This is a genomic window from Geodermatophilus sp. SYSU D00079, assembly GCF_054050635.1.
Genome location: NZ_JBJGZS010000009.1, coordinates 37,413 through 62,526 on the forward strand (window position 1 = coordinate 37,413; position 25,114 = coordinate 62,526).

A 25,114-nucleotide genomic window follows, 5' to 3' on the forward strand; every position below is an offset into this window, starting at 1 on the left:
GGGAACGTCGCCCTGCTCACAGCAGGGCGACGCTCGTCGGGCCGAGCAGGGCCTTGATGTCGCCCATCAGCGCGGTGCTCGGCCGCACCCGCAGGCCCTGGTCGAGGCGCAGCACCGTCTCGCGGCTGCCGTTGACCAGCTTCAGCTGGACCTCCGTGGTGCCCGGGTGGCTGCCGAGCACCTCCCGCAGCCGCTCGACCACCGGCGGCGTGCAGCGCGCCGCGGCCATCGAGACCAGGACCGGGCCGCGCGGGCCCTCGGTGAGCTCGGGGATGGTGACCTCGGAGCCGAACAGCGACGGCTGGTCGTCGCGCCGGCTGATCCGGCCCTTGACCACCACGATCTGGTCGCGGACGACCTTCTCCGACACCTCGGCCCAGGTCTTGGGGAAGAACAGCACCTCGATGCCGGACTCGAGGTCCTCCAGCGTGGCGATCGCCCACGGCGCGCCCTGCTTGTTGGTGCGCGGGGAGACCGAGGTGAGGATGCCGGCGATGGTGACGTTCGCGCCGTCCTCGACGCCGCCGGCGTTGATCTCCGCGATCGGGGTGTCGGCGTTGGCCGCGAGCACGTGCTCGACGCCGTGCAGCGGGTGGTCGGAGACGTAGAGGCCGAGCATGTCGCGCTCGAACATCAGCCGCTCGCTCTTGGACCAGTCGGCGGTCGGGATGGTGATGTCCAGCGCGCTGCCGAACGGGTCGTCGGCCGCGTCGCCCTCGCCGAAGCTGCCGAACAGGTCGAACTGCCCCTCGGCCTCCTTGCGCTTGAGCCCCATGGCGGAGTCGACGGCCTGGGCGTGGATGGCGACGATGCCCTGCCGGGAGTGGCCGAGGGAGTCGAAGGCCCCGGCCTTGGCCAGCGACTCGATGACCTTCTTGTTGCAGGCCACCGTGTCGATCTTGCGCATGAAGTCGGCGAAGTCCTTGAACGCGCCCTTCTCCTCGCGCGCCCGGACGATCGACTCGACGACGTTGTGCCCGACGTTGCGCACCGAGGCCAGGCCGAACCGGATGTCGGCGCCGACGGCCGCGAAGTCCCAGGAGGACTCGTTGACGTCCGGCGGCAGCACCTTGATGCCCATCCGGCGGCACTCGGCCAGGTAGACCGGGCGGCGGTCCTTGTCGTCGCCGACGCTGGTGAGCAGGCCGGCCATGTACTCGGCCGGGTAGTTGGCCTTGAGGTAGGCCGTCCAGTACGACACCAGGCCGTAGGCGGCCGAGTGGGCCTTGTTGAACGCGTAGTCGGCGAACGGGACGAGGATGTCCCACAGCGTCTTGATCGCCGCGGCGGAGTACCCGCGCTCCTTCATGCCGGCCTCGAACCCGACGAACTCCGCGTCGAGGACCGACTTCTTCTTCTTGCCCATCGCGCGGCGCAGCAGGTCGGCCTTGCCGAGGGAGTACCCGGCGACCTTCTGCGCGATCGCCATGACCTGCTCCTGGTACACGATCAGGCCGTAGGTGCCGCCCAGGATCTCCTCGAGCGGCTCGGCCAGCTCCGGGTGGATCGGCGTGATCTCCTGCTGGCCGTTCTTGCGCAGCGCGTAGTTGGTGTGCGAGTTCGCACCCATGGGGCCGGGCCGGTAGAGCGCGCCGACGGCGGAGATGTCCTCGAAGTTGTCCGGCCGCATGAGCCGCAGCAGCGACCGCATCGGGCCGCCGTCGAACTGGAAGACGCCGAGGGTGTCCCCGCGGGAGAGCAGGTCGTAGGTGGCCTTGTCGGTGAGGTCCTTGCTGATCTCGTCGAGGTCGACCGGTTCCTTGCCGTTGGCGACGATGTTGCGCAGCGCGTCGTCGATGACCGTGAGGTTGCGCAGGCCCAGGAAGTCCATCTTCAGCAGGCCGAGCGTCTCGCAGGTCGGGTAGTCGAACTGCGTGATGATCGCGCCGTCGGCCTCGCGCCGCATGATCGGGATCGAGTCGATCAGCGGGAAGCGGCCGATGATGACACCGGCGGCGTGCACGCCCCACTGCCGCTTCAGGCCCTCCAGCTTGCGGGCCTGGTCGACCACCTCGGCCGCCCCGGGGTCGGACTCGTAGCGGGCGCGGAACTCCGCGGCCTCCTTGTACCGCGGGTGGGCCGGGTCGAAGACGCCCGACAGCGGGATGCCCTTGCCCATCACGTCCGGGGGCATGAGCTTGGTCAGCTCGTCGCCGACCGAGTACGGGCGGTCCAGCACGCGCGCGGCGTCCTTGATCGCGGCCTTGGCCTTGATCGTGCCGTAGGTGACGATCTGGCTGACCCGCTCCTCGCCGTACTTCTGCGAGACGTACTGGATGACCTCGCCGCGCCGGCGGTCGTCGAAGTCGATGTCGACGTCGGGCATCGAGACGCGCTCGGGGTTGAGGAACCGCTCGAAGATCAGCCCGTGCGCCAGCGGGTCGAGGTCGGTGATGCCCATCGCGTAGGCGGCCAGCGAGCCGGCGGCCGACCCGCGGCCGGGGCCCACGCGGATGCCGTTGTCCTTGGCCCAGTTGATGAAGTCGGCGACCACGAGGAAGTACCCCGGGAAGCCCATCTGGGTGATGATCCCGACCTCGTAGTCCGCCTGCTTGCGGACGTGGTCGGGGATGCCGTTCGGCCAGCGCTTGTGCAGCCCGCGCTCGACCTCCTTGACGAACCAGGAGGTCTCGTCCTCCCCCGGCGGCAGCGGGAAGCGCGGCATGAGGTCGGCGCCCTCGGTGAACGACACCTCGCACTGCTCGGCGACCAGCAGCGTGTTGTCGCACGCCGAGGCGAGGTCGCCGGGGAACAGCGCCCGCATCTCCGCGGCGCTCTTGAGGTAGTAGCCGTCCCCGTTGAACTTGAAGCGGTTGGTCTCGTTGAGCCGGGACCCGGTCTGGATGCACAGCAGGGCGTCGTGGGCCTCGGCGTCCTCCTTGTGCGTGTAGTGCAGGTCGTTGGTCGCCAGCAGCGGGATGTCGAGTTCCTTCGCGATCTGCAGCAGCGCCGGGCGGGTCTTCTTCTCGATGGACAGCCCGTGGTCCATCAGCTCGGCGTAGAAGTTCTCCTTGCCGAAGATGTCCTGGAAGTCGGCGGCGGCCTGGCGGGCGCGGTCCTCCTTGCCGGCGCGCAGCCACATGTTCACCTCGCCCGACGGGCAGCCGGTGGTGGCGATCAGGCCCTTGCCGTAGCGCTCGAGCAGGTCGCGGTCGAACCGCGGCTTGCGGTACTGCCCCTCGAGGCTGGCCAGCGAGGAGATGCGGAAGAGGTTGTGCATCCCCTCGGTGGTGCGGGCCAGCAGCGTCATGTGCGTGTAGGCGGCCTTGCCCCGCGAGGAGCCACCCTCGCCGTCCTCGTCGATGAGGTTGTCGCCGAAGTCGAACGGCGCCCGGTCGAACCGCGAGCCGGGCGTGTAGTACCCCTCCATGCCGATGATCGGCTTCACGCCGGCCGCCTTGGCCTGCTTGTAGAAGTCGTAGGCACCGAAGACGTTGCCGTGGTCGGTCATCGCCAGCGCCGGCATCCCCTGCTCGGCGGCGGCCTTGGTGACCTCCGGCAGCTTCGCCGCACCGTCGAGCATCGAGTACTCGGTGTGGACGTGCAGGTGGGCGAACGAGTCGGACGGGGTGCTCACGTGCTCAGGTGCTCCTCACGGTCGTGCGTGCCCGGCCGTCGTGGTCCGCGGCGGGCGACCGGCGGGGAAGACCGGCGGGGCGGTGCGCGGCCGACGGGGCCGACCTCTTCGGGCCGTCGGGTCGGTGGGTCGATCCTCGCACTGGCAGAGGTCTACGCCGAGGGTCTGACAGGACGTGTCTCCTCACACCGGACCGTTCGGTCACACCCGGCTCGCCGCGTCACCGCGGCAGCGGCCGGCGCATCGTGACGTGCACGATCCCGGCCTCCACGTACTCCTCGCCGACCGCGGTGTAGCCGGCCCGCTCGTAGAAGCCGCGGGCGGTCACCTGGGCGTGCAGCTCCACCTCGGCCAGCCCTCGCACCCGCGCCTGCCGGTGCAGCTCGGCGAGGACCGCGGCGCCGTACCCCCGCCCCCGGACGGCGGCGTCCACCGCCATGCGGCCGACCACCGCCCGCCCGTCGCGGACCAGCAGCCGCCCGGTGGCCACCACGCGGCCGTCGTCGTCCCGGGCGAGGGCGTGCACCGCGGTGGCGTCGTGCTCGTCCTGCTCGATCTCGGCCGGCACGCCCTGCTCCTCGACGAAGACGCGGGTGCGCAGCGCCACCACCTCCGGCCAGTCGGCGGCCGTCACCGGCTCCCCCCTCACCGGGCGACCGCCGGCAGCGCGCTGGCCGGGACCAGCAGGAAGCGCAGGTCGATGAGGACGTGCAGCAGCACCGGCAGCAGCAGCGACCCGGTGTCGAGGTGGAGGCCGGCCAGCACACCGCCCAGGACGCCGGTGGTGACCACGCCGGCGAGGCCCTGGTAGGCGTGCGCCAGGCCGAAGGCCAGCGCGGCGACCGCGACCAGCGCCGGAGCCGGCAGCCCGCCGGCCAGCGCCGCGACGACGGCGAGGAAGAACCCGCGGTAGAGCCACTCCTCGCACACCCCGGCGGTCACGCCGACGACGGTGAACAGCCGTCGCTCCGCGCGGGTGCGCGGCAGCAGCGCCAGCGTGGCGTGCACCGACGGCTCGGCGTGCCGCCCCTCCCCCGGCCTCCGGTGCACCTGGGCGGCGGCCCCGGCCAGCGCCCCCGACCGCAGCGCCCGGGTGGACACCACCACGAACGCCAGCGTCAGCAGGGCCGCGGCGCCCGACAGCGGCCCGGGCCACCCCTGCGGCCAGCGCAGCCCGACGCCCGCGGCGGTGACGCCGGGCGCGGACAGCCACACGGCGAGGGCCAGGGCGGCCAGCCCCCACTCCAGCACGAGCAGCCGCCGGTAGAACGACCGCCGGGCGCCGTCGTCGGTCCGCAGGCGCCCCTCGAACCGGCGGTGCAGCACGTGGCCGACGACCGGCTCGCCGAGCACGAGGTAGCCGGCGACGACGACCGCGGACAGCGCCGCGGGGCCGTAGTCGGCCAGCGAGGCGGGGAGCCCCTGCACCGGTGGGGCCTCAGGCCTCGGCGCGCAGGATGTCGAGCGCGCCGGCGAGGTCGGCGGGGTACGGGCTGCGGAACTCCATCCAGTGCCCGTCGGCCGGGTGCGCGATGCCCAGGTGCACCGCGTGCAGCCACTGCCGGGAGACCCCGAGCCGCGCGGCGAGGGTGGGGTCGGCGCCGTAGGTCGTGTCACCGACGCACGGGTGGCGCAGCGCGGAGAAGTGCACGCGGATCTGGTGGGTGCGGCCGGTCTCCAGCTTGATGTCGACCAGGCTGGCGGCCGGGAACGCCTCGACCACCTCGTAGTGGGTGACCGAGGGCCGCCCGCCCTGGACGACGGCGAACTTCCAGTCGTGCCGGGGGTGCCGGTCGATGGGGGCGTCGATGGTGCCGCGGGACGGGTCGGGGTGCCCCTGGACGAGCGCGTGGTAGCCCTTGTCCACGGTGCGCTCCTTGAACGCGGCCTTGAGCACGGTGTAGGCCCGCTCGCTCTTGGCGACCACCATCAGCCCGGTCGTGGCGGCGTCCAGCCGGTGCACCACCCCCTGCCGCTCGGCGGCGCCGGAGGTCGAGATCCGGTACCCGGCCGCGGCCAGCCCGCCGACCACCGTCGGCCCCTCCCAGCCGGGGCTGGGGTGGGCGGCGACGCCGACCGGCTTGTCCACGACCACGATGTCGTCGTCGTCGTGGACGACGGTCAGGCCGGCCACCGGCTCCGGCGCGGTCGGCTCACCGGGCGGCGGGGGGAGCTCGACCTCCAGCCAGCTGCCGCCGCTGACCCGGTCGCCCTTCCCGCGGACCCGCCCGTCCAGCAGCACGACGCCGGCGTCGGCGAGGTCGGCCGCCGCCCCGCGGGACAGGCCGAACAACCGGGACAGCGCCTGGTCCACGCGCTGGCCCTCCAGCCCGTCGGGCACCGGGAGGGCACGGTGCTGGCCCGCGGGACTGCTCACGCCGTCCATCGTGACAGGTGGGTGCGACGGGGACGGCGCAGCGCCCCGGACGCGGTCAGCGCTGCGCGGCGCGGTCCGTGGCCCGCGAGCCGTCGAACTCGATTCCCCGCAGCGCCAGCAGGACGCCGAGGACACCGCCGCAGACGATGGCGGAGTCGGCCACGTTGAAGATCGGGTAGACCTGCCCGTCGGGGGCGAACACCGACACGAAGTCGACGACGCCGCCGCGGAGGAACCCGGGCTCGCGGAAGACCCGGTCGACCAGGTTGCCCAGCGCCCCGCCCAGCACCAGCCCGAGGGCGACCGCCCAGCCGGTGGAGAACAGCCGCCGGGCGGTGCGCACGATCACGACGACGACCGCCGCGGCGATCAGCGTGAACACGACGGTGAACCCCTCCGCGAAGGAGAACGCCGCGCCGGTGTTGCGGGTGTGGGTCAGGTACAGCGCGCCGCCCAGCAGCCGGACGTTCTCGCCCCGGTCGATGGTGGCCACGACCAGCAGCTTGGTGAGCAGGTCGGCGCAGAAGACGACCGCCGCCAGCAGGAGCAGCAGGCGGGTACGGGGACTGCGGGCCGACGTCGCCGGCGCCGCGGCCGCGTCGTCCGGCGGGCCGCTGGGTTCGGACAGGGTGACTCCTCGGTCGTGGCTGGCGCGGCCGGTTCCCGCCGTCTCCCCGACGATAGCCGCGGCCCGGACGGCCTCGACCGTTCCTCCCCGGGCACGCAAGTCGAACCCGGTGTGATCCATCTCATGACCGCCTGCGACACATGTCACCACGTGGAGTGACATGTTCGGTCGGTCAGTGACCGTTACCTGGACAGGTACAGCACCTCCCCCGAGCACGGAAGGCCGTCGTGTCCACCGATCTCGCCCCAGCCACCGACCCCGACGTAGTCCTCGTGGGTGGCGGCATCATGAGCGCGACCCTCGCGTCGCTGCTCGGTGTCGTCGCACCCGACTGGAGCGTCACCGTCTTCGAGTCCTCGTCCGCGGTGGCCGGGGAGAGCTCCGACGCCTGGAACAACGCCGGTACGGGGCACGCGGCCCTCTGCGAGCTGAACTACACGCCGGCCGGCAAGGACGGTTCGGTCGACGTCACCAAGGCCGAGACCATCAACGAGCAGTTCCAGGTGTCGCGGCAGTTCTGGTCGCACCTGGTCCGCTCGGGGCTGACCGGTGCGCCCAAGGAGTTCATCACCCCGGTCCCGCACATCAGCTTCGTGACCGGCGAGGCCGGCCGCGCGTACATGCGCACCCGGCACGCCGCGATGGCGGCGTCCCCGCTGTTCGCCGGCATGGAGTACACCGACGACCCGGCCGAGCTGGCCGGGTGGATCCCGCTGATGATGGCCGGCCGCAGCGCCGCCGAGCCGGTCGCGGCGACCCGGTCGACCGCCGGTACCGACGTGGACTTCGGCTCCCTCACCCGGCTGCAGTTCGCCGCCGCCGAGGACCGCGGGGTGCACGTGCACGTCAACCAGCGGGTCACCGGCATGCACCGGCGCGCCGACGGCCGGTGGGCGGTCACGGTGCGCGACACGGTCTCCGGCGAGGAGCGCACCGTGCGCACCCGCTTCGTCTTCGTGGGTGCCGGCGGTGGCGCGCTGCCGCTGCTGCAGAAGGCCGGCATCCCCGAGATCCGCGGCTTCGGCGGCTTCCCGGTCAGCGGCATGTTCCTGCGCACCCGCTCCCCCGAGCTGGTGTCGGCGCACCAGGCCAAGGTCTACGGCCAGGCCGCCGTCGGCGCCCCGCCGATGTCGGTGCCGCACCTGGACCTGCGGCTCATCGACGGCGACCACTCGCTGCTGTTCGGCCCCTACGCCGGCTTCTCGCCGAAGTTCCTCAAGGCCGGCTCGATGTTCGACCTGCCGCTCAGCGTCAAGCCGAACAACCTCGGCTCGATGCTCGGGGTGGCCCGCACCGAGATGGCGCTCACCCGCTACCTGGTCGGCGAGCTGCTGCAGTCGCGCAGCGCCCGGCACAAGACCCTCACCGCGTTCGTGCCCCTCGCCGAGCAGCACGACTGGGACATGATCACCGCCGGCCAGCGGGTCCAGGTCATCAAGCAGGACCCGGCCACCGGCCGCGGCGTCCTCCAGTTCGGCACCGAGCTCGTCGTCGGCGGCGAGGGCACCGTCGCCGGCCTGCTCGGCGCCTCGCCCGGGGCCTCGACCGCGGTCTCGGCGATGCTCACCGTCCTCGAGCGCTGCTTCCCCGACCGGATCGCCGCGTGGCGCCCGGCGCTGCAGGAGGCCATCCCCTCCTACGGCCGCCGCCTCGCCGCCGACCCGGCCCTGCTCGCCGAGGTCCGCGCCGAGACGATGCAGACCCTGGAGCTCAACGGCTGACCCGGGTCCGCTCCCGCTCACGACGAACACCCGACAGACGCCCCCTCCGGTCCGCCGAGGGGGCGTCTGCCGTGTGTGGGGGTCCGCGCGCGTCCGCGACTCCGGGGAACCCGTCGCCTGGCGGCGCCGGCGGCCCGCACCTCCCCCGGAGTTGCGCGGCGCGGCGGAGACAGCCGGTCGCGGGGGCCCGGAGGGCCTCCCGACCGGGACACGGGGAGGGCTCAGCACGACTCGGGGACGGCACCTGGCCGCGGTGGACCGGTCGCGGGGGCCCGGAGGGCCTCCCGACCGGGACACGGGGAGGGCTCAGCACGACTCGGGGACGGCACCTGGCCGCGGTGTCGTCCGGAGGACGACCGGTCAATCAGCCCCGGTGGCGGCGCCGGTCTCGCCGCGCCAGCCGGCCAGCCGTCCGGCGCGGCTGACCGCGCGCAGCCGTTGCTCGGCGGCCGGCCGGGACCGGCGGGCGGACACGAGCAGCGCCTGGTCGCCGCGCATCAGGCGGGTGGTGGCGTCGGGGACGAACGGCCGGCCGTCGCGGACGATGAGCACCACCGCGGCGTCCTCGGGCAGGCGCAGCTCGGGCAGGTAGACGCCGTGCAGCCGGGACCCGTGCGGCACGGTGAGCTGCAGGAGGTCGGCGTCCAGCTCGTCCAGCGGCGCGGACTCCACGTCGACGTCCCGCGGGGTGACCGGCGCGGCGATGCGCAGCCGGCGCGCCACCCAGGGCAGCGACCAGCCCTGGATGAGGGTGAAGACGACGACGAGCACGAAGACGGTGTCGAAGATGCGGACGGCGCCGTCGACGCCGGCGGCGACCGGGAAGGTGGCCAGGACGATCGGCACCGCCCCGCGCAGGCCGGCCCAGGAGATGAACGCCTGCTGGGCCAGCGGGAGGCGGAACCAGACGAGGCTGGCCAGCACCGACAGCGGCCGGGCCACCAGCAGCAGCGCCCCGCCGACGATCAGCGCGGGCAGGAGTGCGTCGTCCAGCCGGTCCGGGGAGGCCAGCAGCCCGAGCAGGACGAACAGGCCGATCTGCGCGAGAGAGGCCATGCCCTCGGCGAAGCCGATGCTCGCCGAGCGGTGCGGCAGGGCGGCGTTGCCGAGCACCACGCCGGCCAGGTACACCGCGACGAACCCGGAGGTGTGCGCCAGGGACGCCGCCGAGAACGCGAGCACGCACAGCGCGAGGGTCGCCAGCGGGTAGAAGCCGGCCAGCGGGAGGGCGACGCGCCGCAGCAGCTCCGCCCCGGCCACCCCGACGGCGATGCCGATGGCCGCCCCGCCGACCAGTTCGGCGACGATCTCCAGCCCGACCAGCCACCAGGCGTGGGCCTCGCCGTCGGTCAGGTACGTCGCCAGGGCCGACACCAGGAGGATCGCGGGGGCGTCGTTGAGCCCGCTCTCGGCCTCGATGGAGGCCGCCAGCCGGCGGGGCAGCGGCAGCCGGCGCAGCGCGGCGAAGACGGCGGCGGCGTCGGTGGAGCCGATGACGGCGCCGAGGAGGAGGGCGAAGGCCCACGGGAAGTCCAGCAGCCAGACCGCGATCGCCGCGGTGACGACGACGCTGACCACCACGCCGACCGTGGCCAGCGACAGGCCGGGGCCGATCGCCCGCCGGACGTCGTTCCACCGGGTGGTCAGCCCGCCCTCGGCCAGGATGACCAGCAGCGCGGCCACGCCGAGGGTCTGGGTGAGCTGCACGTCCTCGAAGTCGATGCCCAGGCCGCGCTCGCCCAGGGCCACCCCCAGGGCCAGGTAGATCAGCAGGCTGGGCAGGCCCAGCCGGTCGGCCAGCCGGAGGGCCACGGCGGCGACGAGGACGATCAGCGATCCCAGGGCCAGCGCGACGGTGACCGTCGTGTTCACCGTGCGCCCCTGTCCACCTCCGCAGTCTCCCGTACCCACGTTCCGGCGCGGTTCCAGCAGTCCACCGACGGGCGCCGGCGCGGCTCGGGGACAATGGCGGCGTGAGCTCTCCCGGCCCGTTCCGCGCGCTGCCCCCTCAGGTCGACCTGCCCGCCCTCGAGCAGGAGGTCCTGGGCCGCTGGGAGGCCGACAAGGTCTTCGCCCGCTCGCTGGAGGCCTCCGCCGGCCGGCCGCAGTGGAACTTCTACGAGGGGCCGCCGACCGCCAACGGCCGCCCCGGCACCCACCACATCGAGGCGCGGGCGTTCAAGGACGTCTTCCCGCGCTTCAAGACCATGCAGGGCTGGCACGTGCCCCGCCGCGCCGGCTGGGACTGCCACGGCCTGCCGGTGGAGATCGCCGTCGAGCAGGAGCTCGGCTTCGCCGGCAAGCCCGACATCGAGCGCTACGGCATCGCGGAGTTCAACGCCCGCTGCCGGGAGTCGGTCATGCGGCACGTCGACGCGTTCAGCGAGCTCACCCACCGGATGGGCTACTGGGTCGACATGTCCACCGCCTACTGGACGATGGACCCCGCCTACATCGAGAGCGTCTGGTGGTCGCTCAAGCAGGTCTTCGACAAGGGCCTGCTGGTCGAGGACCACCGGGTCGCCCCGTACTGCCCCCGCTGCGGCACCGGCCTGTCCGACCACGAGGTGGCGCAGGGCTACGAGTCGATCACCGACCCGTCGGTCTACGTGCGGCTGCCGGTCACCAGCGGCGAGTGGGCGGGCCGGGCGGACCTGCTGGTCTGGACGACGACGCCCTGGACGCTGCCGTCCAACACCGCGGTCGCCGTCCACCCGGACGTCACCTACGTCGTCGCCCGTCGTGGGGACGACACGCTGGTGGTCGCCGAGCCACTGCTCGGCGCCGTCTTCGGCGACACCGACGACGTCGAGGTGCTGGCCCGCACGGCCGGCCGCGACTGGGAGCGGGTGCACTACCAGCGGCCGTTCGAGCTGGTCGACTTCCCCGACGGGGAGGACGCCCACTTCGTCGTCCTCGCCGACTACGTGACCACCGAGGACGGCACCGGCCTGGTCCACCAGTCACCCGCCTTCGGCGCCGACGACCTCGCCGTCTGCCGCGGCTACGGCCTGCCCGTGGTGAACCCGATCGACCCGACCGGCCACTTCCTGCCCGACGTCGGGCTGGTGGGCGGCCGGTTCTTCAAGGCCGCCGACGACACGCTGGTGGCCGACCTGCAGCAGCGCGGCGTGCTGTGGCGCGAGCAGCGCTACGAGCACAGCTACCCGCACTGCTGGCGGTGCCACACGCCGCTCATGTACTACGCCCAGCCGTCCTGGTACATCCGGACGTCGCTGGTCAAGGACCAGCTGCTGGCCCAGAACGAGCGGACGCACTGGCACCCCGAGCACATCCAGTGGGGCCGCTACGGCGACTGGCTGCGCAACAACGTCGACTGGGCGCTGTCCCGCGACCGGTACTGGGGCACGCCGCTGCCGATCTGGCGCAACGACGCCGACCCGTCGCGGATGGTCGCCGTCGGCTCGCTCGCCGAGCTGTCGGAGCTGACCGGCCGCGACCTGTCCGACCTGGACCCGCACCGGCCGTTCATCGACGAGGTCACCTTCACCCGGCCCGGCGAGGAGGGCACCTACCGGCGGGTCCGCCAGGTGATCGACGCCTGGTACGACTCCGGGTCGATGCCCTTCGCCCAGTGGGGGGCGCCGCACCGCAACCAGGCGGAGTTCGAGGCGGCCTACCCGGCGCAGTTCATCTGCGAGGCGATCGACCAGACCCGCGGCTGGTTCTACACGCTCATGGCCGTCGGCACGCTGGTGTTCGACCAGAGCTCTTACGAGAACGTGCTGTGCCTGGGCCACATCCTGGCCGAGGACGGCCGCAAGATGAGCAAGCACCTGGGCAACATCCTCGAGCCCATCCCGCTGATGGACCGACACGGCGCCGACGCCGTCCGCTGGTTCATGCTGGCCGGCGGCTCGCCGTGGTCGGCCCGCCGGGTCGGCCACGAGACGCTGTCCGAGGTCGTCCGCAAGGTGCTGCTCACCTACTGGAACACGGCCAGCTTCTTCACCCTCTACGCCGAGACCAACGGCTGGGACCCGGCCTCGAGCCCGGCTCCCCCGCGGGCCGAGCGTCCGCTGCTGGACCGCTGGGCGCTGGCCGAGCTGGCCGCGGTCACCGAGGGCGTGACGGCGGCGCTGGAGGACTTCGACACCCAGGGCGCCGGGCGGCTGATCGCGCAGTTCGTCGACGACGTGTCCAACTGGTACGTGCGCCGCTCGCGCCGCCGGTTCTGGGACGGCGACCCGGCCGCGCTGGCCACGCTGCACGAGGTGCTCGACGTGCTCACCCGGCTGATGGCGCCGTTCACCCCGTTCGTGACCGAGGAGGTGTGGGGCCGCGCCGTGGTCCCGGGCCTGACCGGTGCCGAGGTCCCCGACAGCGTGCACCTGGCCGCCTGGCCGCAGGTCGACCAGGACGCCCGCGACGCGGCGCTGGTCGAGCAGGTGGCCCTGGTCCGCCGGCTGGTCGAGCTGGGCCGCTCGGCCCGCACCTCGGCCAAGGTGCGCACCCGCCAGCCGCTGGCCCGCGCCGTCGTGGCCGCGCCGGGCTGGTCGGAGCTGCCGCGTGACCTGGTCGCGGAGGTGGCCGACGAGCTCAACGTGGCGGAGCTGATGGACCTCTCGGCCGTCGGCGGCGACCTGGTCGACGTCAGCGTCAAGGTCGACTTCCGGGCCGTCGGCCGCCGGCTGGGCAAGCAGGTGCAGGCCGTCGCCAAGGCCGTCGCCGCCGCCGACGCCCCTGCGCTCGTGGCCGCCTACCGGGCCGGTGACGCCGCCGTCGAGGTCGACGGCGCCCCCGTGCCCCTGGAGGACGGCGACCTGGTGGTCACCGAGACCCCGCGGGAGGGGTGGACCGTGGCCAGCGGCGGCGGGCTCACCGTGGCCCTGGACCTAGAGCTGACCCCCGAGCTGGAGCGGGCCGGCCTGGTCCGCGAGGCGGTCCGGCTGGTGCAGGAGGCCCGCAAGGGCAGCGGCCTGGCCGTGAGCGACCGCATCGAGCTGTGGTGGACCGTCGAGGACTCCCCGGCCGGCGCCCAGCTGGGCCAGGCGCTGACCGAGCACGGGACGCAGGTGGCCGACGAGGTGCTCGCCGTCCGGGTGCACGCCGGGACCGCCGGCGAGGGCGACGGGGTCGAGGGGCCGGCCGGCTCCCGCTTCTGGGTGGCGCGCGCAGCGGGCTGAGCGGCGGGCGCCCGCGGGGCTCAGTACCCGCGGGCGGCCCGGCGCCGCGTGCGCTCGATCTCGGCGAGCTGCCGCACCGGACGGCAGACGCCGCACGGGGTGAACCCGTCCTCGCGGGCCTCGACCATGGGCAGCGGGATGGTGGTCTGCCCGGTCAGGTGCACGCAGCCGGCCATGTGGTACCGGGGGCGCTCGTCGACCACGAGCACCTCGTCGTCGAGGTCGACGACCAGGAGCAGGTCGGTCACCTCGACGTCCTCCTCGGCGGGCTCGCCGTCGCGGGCGGGACCACGGACCCCGCCGGGGACGGCCGCGTGCGCCCCCGTGGGGGCGTCGTCCACCGGGGCCCACGCGCGGGCGTCATCGCGCGGCCCGGGGGCGGCGGGTCCCGCCGGCTCCCGCCGGTCGTCGTCGGCCGGCCGCCCGACAGCGCGGTACCCGCCGGAGGTCGGGCCGTCCACGGTCCGCTGCCCGCCGGAGGCCGGGCCGTCCACCGTCCGGTGCCCGCCCGAGGCCGGCCCGCGCACCCGCCCCTGCTCGCCCGACCCCGGGCCGGCGGCGGCGCGGTGCCCGCCGGAGGCGGGACCACGGACGGTCGGGGTGCGGACGCCGGGCTGCCCGGCCTCCCGGGGGGTGGCCACCCGCCGCAGCACCAGCAGGACCGCGGCCAGGCCGCAGGCCCCGACGCAGACCCAGTAGAGCGCCGTGGTGTCGGTGACCACCCCGGCGACGAACGTCCCCAGGCCGATCAGCACCAGCAGGCCCGCCGCCAAGATCACGGACCGACTCTAGCCGGGCGGGCGGCGACCCCGCCCCCGGACGCCGAGGGGCCCCCGGACGACGTCCGGGGGCCCCTCGTGCGCGGACCCGTCCGCCCCTCCTGCGGGCGGGGCGGGGCGGGTGCCGTCTCAGGCGCTGGCGTGCTGGTTCTGCCGGCTGTTGGACGCCGGCTCGGCCGAGCCGCGGCTGTCCAGGTCGCGCAGGTGCGACTCGAGGTAGGACCGCAGGCGGGTGCGGTACTCGCGCTCGAAGGTCCGCAGCTCCTCGATCTTGCGCTCGAGGCTGCTCTTCTTCTCCTCGAGGGTGCCCATGACCTCGGTGTGCCGGCGCTCGGCGTCCTGGTCCAGCGCGGCGGCCTTGGCGCGGGCCTCGCGCTCCATCGTGTCGGCGCGGGTGCGGGCGTCGCCGATCATCGAGTCGGCGCGCATCTTGGCCTCGCTGACCATCTGCTCGCTCTTGGCCCGGGCCTCGGTGACCATCCGCTCGCTGTTGGTCTTGGCCGTGACGACCATCTGGTCGGCCTGGGCCTTGGCCTCGTTGACGTACCGGTCGGCGGTCTCGGTGGCCAGGGCCAGCATCCGGGAGGCGCGGGCGCTGTCGTCCTCGCGCGGGGTGACCGGCGGAGGCGGCGGCGCGACGGCCTGGGCGGGCGGCTCGGGGGCCTCCTGGCGCGGCGTCCGGCCGGTGGCCGAGCCGGAGCGGAGCTCGTTGTTCTCCTCGATCAGCCGGGCGAGCTCGGCCTCGACCACGTCGAGGAACGCGTCCACCTCGTCCTCGTCGTAGCCACGCTTGCCGATCGGCGGCTTCTTGAACACGACGTTGTGCACGTCGGCAGGCGTCAATGGCATCGGGTCACCTCGGGTCGGACAGCGGGAACAGGGACGTTCTCGGACGAGCGACGGCGGACCGCACCCGCCTCCGTGCGTCACCCTCCCCGGTGGGTTCAGGGGTCACGCGGTGGCGGCGAGTGAGGTCGTGATGCCACGCAGGATGTACACGGCAATCAACAGCACCATAAACCCGAGGTCCAACCGGATGGTCCCCAGGTTCAGGGGCGGGATGACCTTCCGCACCGCCTTGAGCGGGGGGTCGGTGGTCGCGTAGACGACCTCGAGACCCGCTGCCACCAGCCCGGACGGCCGCCAGCTGCGGGCCAGCACCATGACCCAGTCGACGACGAACCGCGCGAAGAGCAGGACGAGGAAGACGAGCAGCACCGATGAGACGATCTGCCAGAAGAGAGCCACGGTCCTCGTTCGTTCGGGGCACTCCGCGTGCCGGTCCAGTCGTGGGCGTCGGCCTCAGGACTGGTCGGTGAACCCGCCCTCGCGGATCCGCGCCTTGTCCTCGGCCGTCACGTCGACGTCCCTCGGGCTGAGCAGGAACACCTTGTTCGTGACGGGCTCGATGGTACCGCGCAGCCCGAAGATCAGGCCCGCAGCGAAGTCGACGAGCCGCCGCGCGTCGGCGTGGTCGAGCTCGGTGAGGTTCATGATGACCGGCTTGCCGTCCCGGAAGGCCTCACCGATCTGGCGCGCCTCGTTGTAGGTCTTCGGGTGCAGGGTGGTGATCCGGTACGGCTGCGGCGCCGGGGCGGGGGCCGGGGCCGGCTCCGGGGCGGCCGCGACCGGCTCCCGGACGGCGAGCCCGGCGGCGGTCGACCCGCCCACGCCACCGGCAGCCGAGGAGAGGCCACCGCCGGTCGAGGACAGACCGCCACCGGTCGAGGACAGACCACCGGTCGTCGAGGAGAGACCACCGCCGACCGGGCTCCCGAGACGGGCGGCGGGCGCCGAGGCGGCCGGGGCGAGGCCGATGTTGCGGTTCACGCCGCTGCGCCGGGGCGGGGCGACCGGCTCGGGGGCGGGGGCCGGCAGCTCGGGCTCGAGGTCGGCGAAGTGGTCGTCGCCGCGGTAGTCCACGTCGGCGTACCGGTCACCGTCGTCGACGTAGTGGTCGTCGTAGGCGTCCTCGGCGTACCGGCTGTAGCGGCGGTCGTCGATGCGCCGCTCGTCCACCCGACGGTCGTCGTGCCGGTCGTAGTCCGCCTGACGGGCGTCGTACCGGCTGTAGGCACGGGCGTCGTCGTCCTCGACGAGCCCGAGGTAGATGCCCATCTTCCGCATGGTCCCGGCCATCAGCCCTCGCCCTCTGGTGTCGTCCTCGTTGCGCGCGTCGATCACCCGGGCTGGTGGGACCCGTGTGACTGGTGTGACTCGTCTCCCGGGGAGGGTAGGGGCCGCTCCCCGAAGAGCGCGGTTCCGACACGCACGATCGTGCTCCCGGCTGCGATCGCCGCCTCGAGGTCGGCGCTCATCCCGGCCGAGACCTCCCGCGCCCCGGGGTGGTCGGTGCGGACCCGCTCGGCCAGCGCGGCGAGCCGGGCGAACGCCGGCGCCGGGTCGCCGCCCCGGGGCGCGACCGCCATGAGGCCGCGCAGCGCGACGCCCTCCTCCGCGGCGACCGCGTCGGCCAGGGCGGGCACGTCGCCGGGTGCGGCGCCGCCCCGGGCGGCGAGCTCGCCCTCCGGCCCGCCGAGGTCCACCTGGAGCAGCACCTCGACCGGCCGGCCCAGCTCCGTCCCCGCCCGTGCCAGCGTGCGGGCCAGCGGGAGCCGGTCGACCGAGTGCACCACCGCGCCCAGCCGGGCCACCGCCGCGGCCTTGTTGCGCTGCAACTGGCCGACCATGTGCCACCGCAGCGGCAGGTCGGTGAGCTCGGCCGCCTTGCCGGTCAGCTCCTGCGCGCGGTTCTCGCCGAAGTCGGCCTGACCGAGCGCGGCGAGCTCCCGGACGGCGGCGGCGGGCCAGGTCTTGCTCACCGCCAGCAGGCGCACCTCGGCGGGGTCGCGGCCGGCGGCACGGGCCGCCGCGGCGATCCGTGCGCGCACGGCCTGGAGACGGTCGGCGGGGGTGGTCACGAGGGGAATGCTCCCAGCGCTCACCCGAGCCAGGTGACCCCCGCCTGCCGGCCGGTGACGCCGTCGCGCCGGTGGGAGAAGAGGAAGCGGTCCTCGGCGGTGCACCGGGGGTCGTGCACCACCTGGCCCACCCCGGCGCCGCGGAGCACCTCGGCCAGCCCGGCACGCAGGTCCAGCCCCGGGGTGCCCCTGCGGGTCCGGACGGCGGCGGCCGGGGCGATCCGCGCCACCTCGGCCTGCATGGCGCGCGGCACCTCGTAGCAGGCGCCGCAGACGGCCGGACCCAGCAGCGCGGTGACGTCGCCGGGGCGCGCACCCAGCCCGGTCATGGCGGCCAGTGCGGCGGGGACGACGCCCTGGCGGACGCCCTCCCGGCCGGCGTGGACGGCGGCCACCACACCGGTGCGGGAGTCGGCCAGCAGCACCGGGACGCAGTCGGCGACCAGGACGCACAGCACCAGGCCCGGCGTGCGGGTGACGAGTGCGTCGGTGGCCGGCAGCGGCCCATCGACCGGTCCGTCGACCACGGCCACCCCCGTGCCGTGCACCTGGTCCATCCAGACCAGGCGGGCCGGGTCCGCCCCGAGCTCCCGCGCCAGCCGCTCCCGGTTGGCCGCGACGTCCGCGGGGTCGTCACCCACGTGCCCGCCGAGGTTGAACGAGTCGTACGGCGGACGGGACCGGCCGCCCCGCCGGTCGGTGACGACCCGGCGGGGTCGCACCGTCGGCGGGGCGGCCGGCTGCGGACTCACGGCGCCACCCCCGTGGAGGAGGGGCCTCTCACTGGCGGAGGAACTCCGGGATGTCGAGCTCCTCCTCGAAGTCCTCGTTCGACAGCGGGCGGCGACCCGCGGCGGCCGCACCCGGGACCGGGGGCAGCGGGGGCACGGTGATGCCGCCGCCGGCTGCGGGCCGGGCCGGCATCTGCGAGGTCGAGGGCATCGGCGCCGGCTGCGCCTGGGGGGTCGAGCCGACCAGCCGCTCACCGGTCGGCGCCGGAGAAGCGGCGGTCACCGGCTGCGGGTGCACCGGCATCCGCGAGGCCACGGGGGGCGCCACCGGGGCGGCACTGGGCACGGCGGCGACGCCGGCGTCCTTGCGGCCGCTGGGCTTGCCACCGTCGAAGCCGGCGGCGATGACGGTCACGCGCACCTCGTCACCGAGGGCGTCGTCGATGACCGCGCCGAAGATGATGTTCGCGTCGGCGTGGGCCGCGTCGGACACCAGCGAGGCGGCCTCGTTGATCTCGAACAGGCCGAGGTCCGAGCCGCCGGAGATCGACAGCAGGACGCCGTGGGCGCCCTCCATCGAGGCCTCCAGCAGCGGGCTGGCGATGGCCTGCTCGGCGGCGAGCAGGGCCCGGTTGTCCCCGCGCGCGCTGCCGATGCCCATGAGCGCCGAGCCCGCGCCGGACATGACCGACTTGACGTCGGCGAAGTCCAGGTTGATCAGGCCGGGCGTGGTGATCAGGTCGGTGATGCCCTGGACACCGGAGAGCAGCACCTGGTCGGCGGTGCGGAAGGCGTCCATCACGCTGACGTTGCGGTCACCGAGTTGGAGCAGCCGGTCGTTGGGGATGACGATGAGCGTGTCGCACTCGTTGCGCAGCTCCTCGATGCCCGACTCGGCCTGCACGGCCCGCCGCTTGCCCTCGAAGGAGAACGGGCGGGTGACCACGCCGATGGTGAGCGCGCCGAGCTTGCGCGCGATGGAGGCGACGACGGGGGCGCCGCCGGTGCCGGTGCCGCCGCCCTCCCCCGCGGTCACGAAGACCATGTCGGCGCCCTTGAGCACCTCCTCGATCTCCTCGCGGTGGTCCTCGGCCGCCTGGCGCCCGACGTCGGGCTGCGCGCCGGCACCCAGCCCGCGGGTGAGCTCGCGGCCGACGTCGAGCTTGACGTCGGCGTCGCTCATCAGCAGCGCCTGGGCGTCGGTGTTGATGGCGATGAACTCGACCCCCTTGAGGCCGACCTCGATCATCCGGTTCACCGCGTTCACACCGCCGCCGCCGATGCCGACGACCTTGATGACCGCGAGGTAGTTGTGCGGAGGTGTCATGTGGGGCTCCCGACCTCGACCCTCATCCTCAAGTAAAGCCTTATAGTTATGTCAACTGGGTCGACGCGGACGAAGTTAGATGGGCCGGGACAGGCCCTACAAACACCCTCCCGGGCCCGGCGTGTCGACAGGGCGGGATCACACGGATCTCGGCCGACCCGCTGGTCACACTGACACCACTGAGAGTGACGACCCGCGCCGGGAACGTCTCATGTGCAGGTCGAGGCGCCGGACACGCCCACGACGGGGAACCGGGCAAAGTGATCTGGGGCGCCGGGCGTGTCGCGTCGCCGCGCGTGTCGTCCCGGCCGCCGGGCAGTGCGCTCCGGCACCGGTGCGACACGGTGCGCGAGCGGCGCCGCGGGCGGGCTCAGCTGCGGGGCAGCCGGCCGAGGAGGTAGAACTCCTCGTTCGGCGGGATCGCCGCCCAGTGCGCGAGCCGGTTGGACAGCGCGAAGAGCGACACGATCGCCCCGACGTCCCAGACGTCGTCCTCGGTGAGGCCGTGCCCGCGCAGGGCGTCCAGGTCCGCGGCGGTCACCGCCGCCGGCTCCACGGCGAGCCGGACCGCGACCTCCAGCACCGCGTGCATCCGCGGCGACAGCGGCGCCTTGCGCCAGTCGACGGCGACCTGGTCGGCGATGTGCGGGTCGCGGGCCCGGATGCGGGCGATGGCGCCGTGCGCCACCACGCAGTACAGGCAGTCGTTGGCCGCGCTGGTCGCCACCACGACCAGCTCCCGGTCGGCCTTGGACAGGCCCGGGGTCTCCTTGTCCATCAGCGCGTCGTGCAGGGCGAAGAAGGCCGCCGCCTCGGCCGGGCGCCACGCCAGCGCGCCGAAGACGTTGGGCAGGAAACCCGAGCGCTCCTCGACGTCGGCGTAACGCTCCCGCAGTTCCGGGGCGAGCTGGTCAGGGGTCGGGACGGGGAACCGGCTGATCGGGGAGGCGCTCACCGGTCCACCCTGCCGCGCAGCTCAGCGGAGGACCACCGCGGACGGCGCGCTGACGTCGATGGTGCCCGCCGGCTCCAGCGCCCCGGACCCCAGCTGGCCGAGCAGGGCGACGAGGACGTCGGCCTTGTCCCCGGCGTGCTCGGCGCTCCCCCACAGCACCGTGGTGCCGTCGGCGAGGGTCAGGGTGACGTCCTCCGCGGTGGTGGCCGAGGCCGCCGCGACGTCGGAGCGGACCTCGCGCGGGAGGGCGACCAGCGCGGCCAGCGCGGCCCTCGTGGCGCGGTCGTCGGGCCCCGGGGACGCCACCTCGAGCGGCACGACGCCGGCCGGCGACGCGCCGGTGACCGTGTCGAAGAGCACCCCGTCGGCGTCGACCAGGCTCCGGGTGCCGGCCTGGTCGACCACCGCGACCGGCACCCGCTCGACGACGGTGACGACGACGCTGCGCGGCCACCCGCGGGTCACCTCGACCGACGCGACCTGGGGCAGCCGGGCCACCCGGGCCTCGGCCGCCTCGACGTCCACCCGCAGCAGCGGGGTGCCCGGGGTGATCCCCGCGACCTCGACCACCTCCTCGGCGGTCAGGCTGCCCGCCCCGTCGACCTGCACGGTGGAGACGGCGAGCACGGGGCTGCCCCACACCAGCCAGGTCAGCAGCCCGGCCACCGCCACCGCCAGGCCGGCGCGGAGGAGCAGCCGGCGGCGGCGGTCCCGCGGGCTGTCCCGGCGCCGGCGGACGGCGGGTCCCCCGGCGCGGCGTCCGGACTCGGGAGCGGGCCCGGAGCCGCGGGAGCGGTCCCGGGTGGTCGTCCCCGAGCGGCTCACCGGTCCGGGCCCGCCGGCGCGTCGACGCCGCCGGCCCGCGACCGCAGCACCTCGAGCACCTCGGGGCCGACCATGGAGACGTTGCCGGCCCCCATGGTGATCACCAGGTCACCGGGCCGGGCGCGCTCCGCGAGCGCGGGGGCCGCGGCCGACCACGACGGCTCGAACTGCACCCGCCCGGCCGGCAGGGGGACCGCGTCGGCGACCATCGCGCCGGTGACGCCGGGGACGGGGTCCTCCCGGGCGCCGTAGACGTCCATGACCACGACCTCGTCGGCCAGCCCGAGGGCGGCACCGAAGCCGGCGGCGAACTCGCGGGTGCGGCTGTACAGGTGCGGCTGGAAGGCGACCACGACCCGGCCGGAGCCGGCCACGGCGCGGGCGGCGCGCAGTTGCGCACCGACCTCGGTGGGGTGGTGGGCGTAGTCGTCGTAGACCCGCACCCCGCCGACGACGCCCTTGAGCTCGAACCGGCGGTGCACGCCGCCGAACCGGGCCAGGCCCGCCACCAGCCCCTCGGCGGGCAGCCCCAGTTCGAGGCCGGCCAGCAGCGCCGCGGCGCTGTTGCGGGCCATGTGCTCGCCCGGCACCCGGATCTGCACCCGGCCCAGCACCTCGCCGTCGAGGACCGCCGTCCACGCGGTGGCGTCCGGGCCGACCTCGATGTCCAGCAGCCGCAGGTCGGCGTCCTCCGCGGTGCCGTAGGTGCGCACCCGGGCGCGGGTGGGCACGCCGCGCAGCCGCGCCGAGCCGGGGTCGTCGGCGCACAGGACGACGAAGCCGCCCGGGTCGACGGTGCCCAGGAACCGGTCGAACGCCGCCTCGACCGCCGCCAAGTCGCCGTAGTTGTCGAGGTGGTCGGCCTCGACGTTGGTGACGATCGCCCCGTGCGGCGCGAGCAGCAGGAACGAGCGGTCGCTCTCGTCGGCCTCGGCGACGAAGACGTCCCCCTCCCCCGCGTGCGCGTTGCTGCCCGACTCGTTGAGGTCGCCGCCGATGGCGAAGGAGGGGTCCACGCCGCACGCCTGCACCGCGACGGTGAGCATCGACGTGGTCGAGGTCTTCCCGTGGGTGCCGGCGACGGCGACGCTGCGCTTGCCGGCCATCACCGCGGCCAGGGCCACCGCCCGCGGCAGCACCCGCAGCCCCCGGGCGCGGGCGGCGGCCAGCTCGGGGTTGTCCTCCCGGATCGCGGTGGAGACGACGACGGTGTCGGCGTCCCCGAGGCGCGCCGGGTCGTGGCCGAGCTCCACCCGGGCGCCCAGGGCGCGCAGCGCCAGCAGGGTCGGGGTGTCGCGGCGGTCGCTGCCGGAGACGGTCACGCCCCGGGCGAGCAGGATCCGCGCGATCCCGCTCATCCCGGCCCCGCCGATGCCGACGAAGTGCACCGCGCCGAGCTCGGGCAGCGAGGGCACCGGCTCGTTCCACGCGGCCACCGCTGCGGCGCTCACCGGCCCTCCTCGCCGGCGCCCGTCGACCGCGTGCGCGGCGCTGCTCCGCTCGCCGCCACCTCCAGCACGATGTCGGCCAGCCGCTCGTCGGCCTCGCGGGAGCCCGCGGCCGCGGCGTGCTCGGCGTACCCGGCCAGCGCGCCCGGGTCGGTGACCAGGGGCACCACGTTCTCCTCGATCCAGGACGGCGACAGGTCCGCGTCGTCCACCAGCAGTCCTCCCCCGGCCTCCACCACGGGCAGCGCGTTGCGCCGCTGCTCGCCGTTGCCGATGGGCAGCGGGACGAACGCCGCCGGCAGCCCGACGGCCGACAGCTCGGCGACGGTCACCGCACCTGCCCGGCACAGCGCGAGGTCGGCGGCGGCGTAGGCGAGGTCCATCCGGTCCAGGTAGTCGACGACGACGTAGGGCGCGCTGCCCGCGGGGCGGGCGGGCACGGTCACGTCGGTGTTCTTCGGCCCGCGGGCGTGCAGCACCTGCACGCCGGCCGCGGTGAGCGCGTCGGCGGCGCCGACCGCGGCCCGGTTCAGCGACCCCGCGCCCTGCGAGCCGCCGAAGACCAGCAGCGTGGGCCGGTCGGCGTCCAGGCCGAAGGCGGCGCGGGCCTCGGCGCGGCGGGCGGGCCGGTCCAGCGTGCTGATCGCCGTCCGCAAGGGCATGCCGACGTGCTCGGCGCCGCGCAGCGGCGTGCCCGGCACGGTGACCGCCACGCGCGCGGCCAGGCGGGCGCCCACGCGGTTGGCGAGACCGGGCAGCGCGTTCTGCTCGTGCACCACGACCGGCACCCGTTGCCGGCGGGCGGCGAGGTAGGCCGGCAGGGCCACGTAGCCACCGAAGCCGACGACGACGTCGGCGTCGAGCTCGCGCAGCAGCGCGCGGGTCTCGGCCACCGAGGCGCGCACCCGGCCGGGCACCCGCAGCAGGTCGACGGTGGGCCTGCGCGGCAGCGGCACCGGGGGGATCAGCCGCAGGTCGTAGCCGCGGGCGGGGACGAGGCGGGTCTCCATGCCGCGGGCGGTGCCCAGGCAGGTGATGCGCAGCTCGCCGCCGGGGACGCCGCGGCGGCGCAGGGCGTCGGCGAGGGCGAGCATCGGCTCGATGTGCCCGCCGGTGCCGCCGCCGGCGAGGACGACGCTGGTGCTCATCGGGGCCTCCGGGGCGAGTCGGGTGAGGTGAGCCGGGCGCGCGGCGGCGGCTGCCGTCGGCCGTCCGCGCCGCGGCCGCGGGCGTCGGGCACCCGCCGCTCCCGCGGGGCCGCAGGCCGCTCCCGCCCGGGGACGACGCGGGCCACGGTGCGGCTGCCGGAGACGGCGGGGCCGCGGGCCGGCCGCTCCTCGGCCCGGCCGGCTCCCCCGTCGGCCGGCTCCCGGCGGGGACGGCGACGCGGGCGGACCGGCTCCACGGCGTGCTCGGGCACCGGCAGGAGCAGGCGGGTCAGCCGGCCGGGGGTGCGGCGGCGCTGGTGCTCGATCGCCTCGGGCTCGCTGCGGGCGAAGCGGATCAGCAGCCCGACGATGAACAGGGTGAGCACCAGGGAGGTGCCGCCGGCCGAGACCAGGGGCAGGGTGACGCCGGTGACCGGGAGCAGGCCGACGACGTAGCCCATGTTCATCGCGGCCTGCCCGACCAGCCACACCGTGATGGCGACGCTGGCCAGCTGCACGAAGCGGTCGGCCGAGCGGCGGGCGATCCGGAAGCCGGCGTAGGCGAGCACGCCGTAGAGGGTCACCACGACCAGGCAGCCGAGGAACCCGAGCTCCTCCCCGATGATCGCGAAGATGTAGTCGGACTCGGCCTCGGGCAGCAGGTTCCACTTCATGGCGCTGTTGCCCAGCCCCACCCCCCACAGCCCCCCGGTGGCCAGCGCGTAGAAGCCGCGGATGGCCTGGAAGCCGGAGTCGGTGGGGTCGGCGAACGGGTCGAGGAAGGCGGTGATGCGCTCCATCCGGTAGGGCGCGGCCTTGACCATGACCCAGATGCCCAGCGCGGCGGCCCCAGCGCCCCAGGCGAAGAAGCGCAGCGGCATGCCGCCACCCCACAGCAGGCCGACGAGCACCAGGCCGAGGCTGACCACCCCGCCGAAGTCCGGCTCCAGGTACAGCAGCAGCGACAGGACGCCGAACACCGGCAGCAGCGGCACCAGCAGCGTCCGCACGGTGAGGTAGCGGTCGCGGACGGCGAGCATGTGCGCACCCCAGAGCGCGAAGACCAGCTTGGCCAGCTCCGAGGGCTGGAACTGGGTGACGCCGAGGTCCAGCCAGGCCCGCGAGCCGTTGAGCTCCATCCCGAGGCCCGGGACGAACACCGCCAGCAGGAGGACGGCGGAGCCGACCAGGGCCAGCGGCGCCCAGCGGCGGATCAGCCCCACGGGCAGCCGCAGGGCCACGACGAGGGCGCCGAGGCCGACGACGGCGAACACCAGCTGGTCGACGCCGGGGCGCCAGGCGGGCTGGTCGTCGAGCGCGGCCTCGATCGCCGAGGCGGAGAAGACCATGACCAGGCCGATGGCCAGCAGCATGCCGGCCGCACCCACCACGAGGTGGCAGCTGGTCATGGGGCCGTCGAGCCAGGCCGGACCACGGAGGCGGCGCGGGGCGGTGCCCCGGGTGGCGCCCGCGGTCCGCCGCGCGCCGGGCGCGGGACGGACGCCGGTGGACTCCATCGCGCCATCGTGA

20 protein-coding genes are annotated in these 25,114 nt (G+C 74.6%); 2 read left to right on the top strand and 18 right to left on the bottom strand.

What is annotated here, in order from left to right:
- Positions 1 to 16 precede the first annotated feature (16 nt).
- The 5 genes from dnaE to lspA form a co-directional block, all read right to left on the bottom strand.
- Entirely contained in the window at positions 17 to 3,577 is a 3,561-nt protein-coding gene (dnaE, locus tag ACI79E_RS09830) for a DNA polymerase III subunit alpha (protein ID WP_456932346.1), read from the bottom strand.
- Positions 3,578 to 3,797: 220 nt separating this feature from the next.
- The gene (locus ACI79E_RS09835; RefSeq protein ID WP_456932347.1) at positions 3,798 to 4,211 is read right to left on the bottom strand and encodes a GNAT family N-acetyltransferase; all 414 of its coding nucleotides are present in this window, start codon (positions 4,209 to 4,211) and stop codon (positions 3,798 to 3,800) included.
- 11 nt (positions 4,212 to 4,222) lie between these two features.
- Positions 4,223 to 5,005 carry a CPBP family intramembrane glutamic endopeptidase gene (locus ACI79E_RS09840; protein ID WP_456932348.1) on the bottom strand — a complete coding sequence of 261 codons (783 nt, stop codon included), beginning with the start codon at positions 5,003 to 5,005 and terminating at the stop codon, positions 4,223 to 4,225.
- 10 nt (positions 5,006 to 5,015) lie between these two features.
- Entirely contained in the window at positions 5,016 to 5,963 is a 948-nt protein-coding gene (locus ACI79E_RS09845) for an RluA family pseudouridine synthase (protein WP_456932349.1), read from the bottom strand.
- A 46-nt stretch (positions 5,964 to 6,009) separates the two neighbouring features.
- A complete protein-coding gene (gene lspA / locus ACI79E_RS09850) occupies positions 6,010 to 6,702 on the bottom strand; it encodes a signal peptidase II (protein ID WP_456932350.1) in 693 nt (230 codons plus the stop codon).
- Between the two features lie 167 nt (positions 6,703 to 6,869).
- Here lspA and mqo point away from each other — a divergent pair, with 167 nt between their 5' ends.
- Positions 6,870 to 8,303 (top strand): malate dehydrogenase (quinone), encoded by a 1,434-nt coding sequence (gene mqo / locus ACI79E_RS09855; protein ID WP_456932351.1) that lies wholly within the window; start codon positions 6,870 to 6,872, stop codon positions 8,301 to 8,303.
- A gap of 360 nt (positions 8,304 to 8,663) precedes the next feature.
- On the opposite strand, the gene ACI79E_RS09860 is transcribed toward mqo, so the two are convergent.
- Positions 8,664 to 10,175 carry a potassium/proton antiporter gene (locus tag ACI79E_RS09860; protein WP_456932352.1) on the bottom strand — a complete coding sequence of 504 codons (1,512 nt, stop codon included), beginning with the start codon at positions 10,173 to 10,175 and terminating at the stop codon, positions 8,664 to 8,666.
- Between the two features lie 101 nt (positions 10,176 to 10,276).
- Here ACI79E_RS09860 and ileS point away from each other — a divergent pair, with 101 nt between their 5' ends.
- Complete coding sequence (gene ileS, locus ACI79E_RS09865; protein ID WP_456932353.1) at positions 10,277 to 13,450, top strand: isoleucine--tRNA ligase; 3,174 nt, start codon at positions 10,277 to 10,279, stop codon at positions 13,448 to 13,450.
- Positions 13,451 to 13,470: 20 nt separating this feature from the next.
- On the opposite strand, the gene ACI79E_RS09870 is transcribed toward ileS, so the two are convergent.
- The 12 genes from ACI79E_RS09870 to ftsW all read right to left on the bottom strand — a co-directional run bounded on the left by ACI79E_RS09870 (position 13,471) and on the right by ftsW (position 25,101).
- Positions 13,471 to 14,229: a hypothetical protein gene (locus tag ACI79E_RS09870; protein ID WP_456932354.1), complete on the bottom strand. Its 759-nt coding sequence runs from the start codon at positions 14,227 to 14,229 to the stop codon at positions 13,471 to 13,473.
- A 129-nt stretch (positions 14,230 to 14,358) separates the two neighbouring features.
- The gene (locus ACI79E_RS09875) at positions 14,359 to 15,078 is read right to left on the bottom strand and encodes a DivIVA domain-containing protein (protein ID WP_456932355.1); all 720 of its coding nucleotides are present in this window, start codon (positions 15,076 to 15,078) and stop codon (positions 14,359 to 14,361) included.
- A 102-nt stretch (positions 15,079 to 15,180) separates the two neighbouring features.
- Positions 15,181 to 15,477, bottom strand: a complete 297-nt coding sequence (locus tag ACI79E_RS09880) for a YggT family protein (RefSeq protein ID WP_097204615.1) — start codon at positions 15,475 to 15,477, stop codon at positions 15,181 to 15,183.
- Positions 15,478 to 15,531: 54 nt separating this feature from the next.
- The gene (locus ACI79E_RS09885) at positions 15,532 to 16,368 is read right to left on the bottom strand and encodes a cell division protein SepF (protein WP_456932356.1); all 837 of its coding nucleotides are present in this window, start codon (positions 16,366 to 16,368) and stop codon (positions 15,532 to 15,534) included.
- A gap of 41 nt (positions 16,369 to 16,409) precedes the next feature.
- Positions 16,410 to 17,150, bottom strand: a complete 741-nt coding sequence (locus tag ACI79E_RS09890) for a YggS family pyridoxal phosphate-dependent enzyme (protein ID WP_456932357.1) — start codon at positions 17,148 to 17,150, stop codon at positions 16,410 to 16,412.
- A 20-nt stretch (positions 17,151 to 17,170) separates the two neighbouring features.
- On the bottom strand, positions 17,171 to 17,902 hold the full coding sequence (pgeF, locus tag ACI79E_RS09895; protein WP_456932358.1) for a peptidoglycan editing factor PgeF: 732 nt from the start codon (positions 17,900 to 17,902) through the stop codon (positions 17,171 to 17,173).
- A gap of 28 nt (positions 17,903 to 17,930) precedes the next feature.
- Positions 17,931 to 19,208: a cell division protein FtsZ gene (gene ftsZ / locus ACI79E_RS09900; RefSeq protein ID WP_456932359.1), complete on the bottom strand. Its 1,278-nt coding sequence runs from the start codon at positions 19,206 to 19,208 to the stop codon at positions 17,931 to 17,933.
- 370 nt (positions 19,209 to 19,578) lie between these two features.
- Positions 19,579 to 20,163: a peroxidase-related enzyme gene (locus ACI79E_RS09905; protein ID WP_456932360.1), complete on the bottom strand. Its 585-nt coding sequence runs from the start codon at positions 20,161 to 20,163 to the stop codon at positions 19,579 to 19,581.
- Positions 20,164 to 20,184: 21 nt separating this feature from the next.
- Entirely contained in the window at positions 20,185 to 20,988 is an 804-nt protein-coding gene (locus ACI79E_RS09910; protein WP_456932361.1) for a cell division protein FtsQ/DivIB, read from the bottom strand.
- Positions 20,985 to 22,439: a UDP-N-acetylmuramate--L-alanine ligase gene (gene murC, locus ACI79E_RS09915; protein ID WP_456932362.1), complete on the bottom strand. Its 1,455-nt coding sequence runs from the start codon at positions 22,437 to 22,439 to the stop codon at positions 20,985 to 20,987. The genes ACI79E_RS09910 and murC overlap by 4 nt, the downstream gene beginning before the upstream one ends.
- Entirely contained in the window at positions 22,436 to 23,584 is a 1,149-nt protein-coding gene (murG, locus tag ACI79E_RS09920; RefSeq protein ID WP_456932363.1) for an undecaprenyldiphospho-muramoylpentapeptide beta-N-acetylglucosaminyltransferase, read from the bottom strand. The genes murC and murG overlap by 4 nt, the downstream gene beginning before the upstream one ends.
- The gene (gene ftsW, locus ACI79E_RS09925; RefSeq protein ID WP_456932364.1) at positions 23,581 to 25,101 is read right to left on the bottom strand and encodes a putative lipid II flippase FtsW; all 1,521 of its coding nucleotides are present in this window, start codon (positions 25,099 to 25,101) and stop codon (positions 23,581 to 23,583) included. The genes murG and ftsW overlap by 4 nt, the downstream gene beginning before the upstream one ends.
- Between the last annotated feature and the right edge of the window lie 13 nt (positions 25,102 to 25,114).

Coding starts and splice junctions, on each gene's coding strand:
- ftsZ (WP_456932359.1), bottom strand. CDS start 19,208: ATGACACCTCCGCACAACTACCTCGCGGTCATCAAGGTCGTCGGCATC.
- ftsW (WP_456932364.1), bottom strand. CDS start 25,101: ATGGAGTCCACCGGCGTCCGTCCCGCGCCCGGCGCGCGGCGGACCGCG.
- mqo (WP_456932351.1), top strand. CDS start 6,870: ATGAGCGCGACCCTCGCGTCGCTGCTCGGTGTCGTCGCACCCGACTGG.
- murG (WP_456932363.1), bottom strand. CDS start 23,584: ATGAGCACCAGCGTCGTCCTCGCCGGCGGCGGCACCGGCGGGCACATC.
- ACI79E_RS09875 (WP_456932355.1), bottom strand. CDS start 15,078: ATGCCATTGACGCCTGCCGACGTGCACAACGTCGTGTTCAAGAAGCCG.
- ACI79E_RS09845 (WP_456932349.1), bottom strand. CDS start 5,963: ATGGACGGCGTGAGCAGTCCCGCGGGCCAGCACCGTGCCCTCCCGGTG.
- lspA (WP_456932350.1), bottom strand. CDS start 6,702: ATGGATCACACCGGGTTCGACTTGCGTGCCCGGGGAGGAACGGTCGAG.
- ACI79E_RS09885 (WP_456932356.1), bottom strand. CDS start 16,368: ATGGCCGGGACCATGCGGAAGATGGGCATCTACCTCGGGCTCGTCGAG.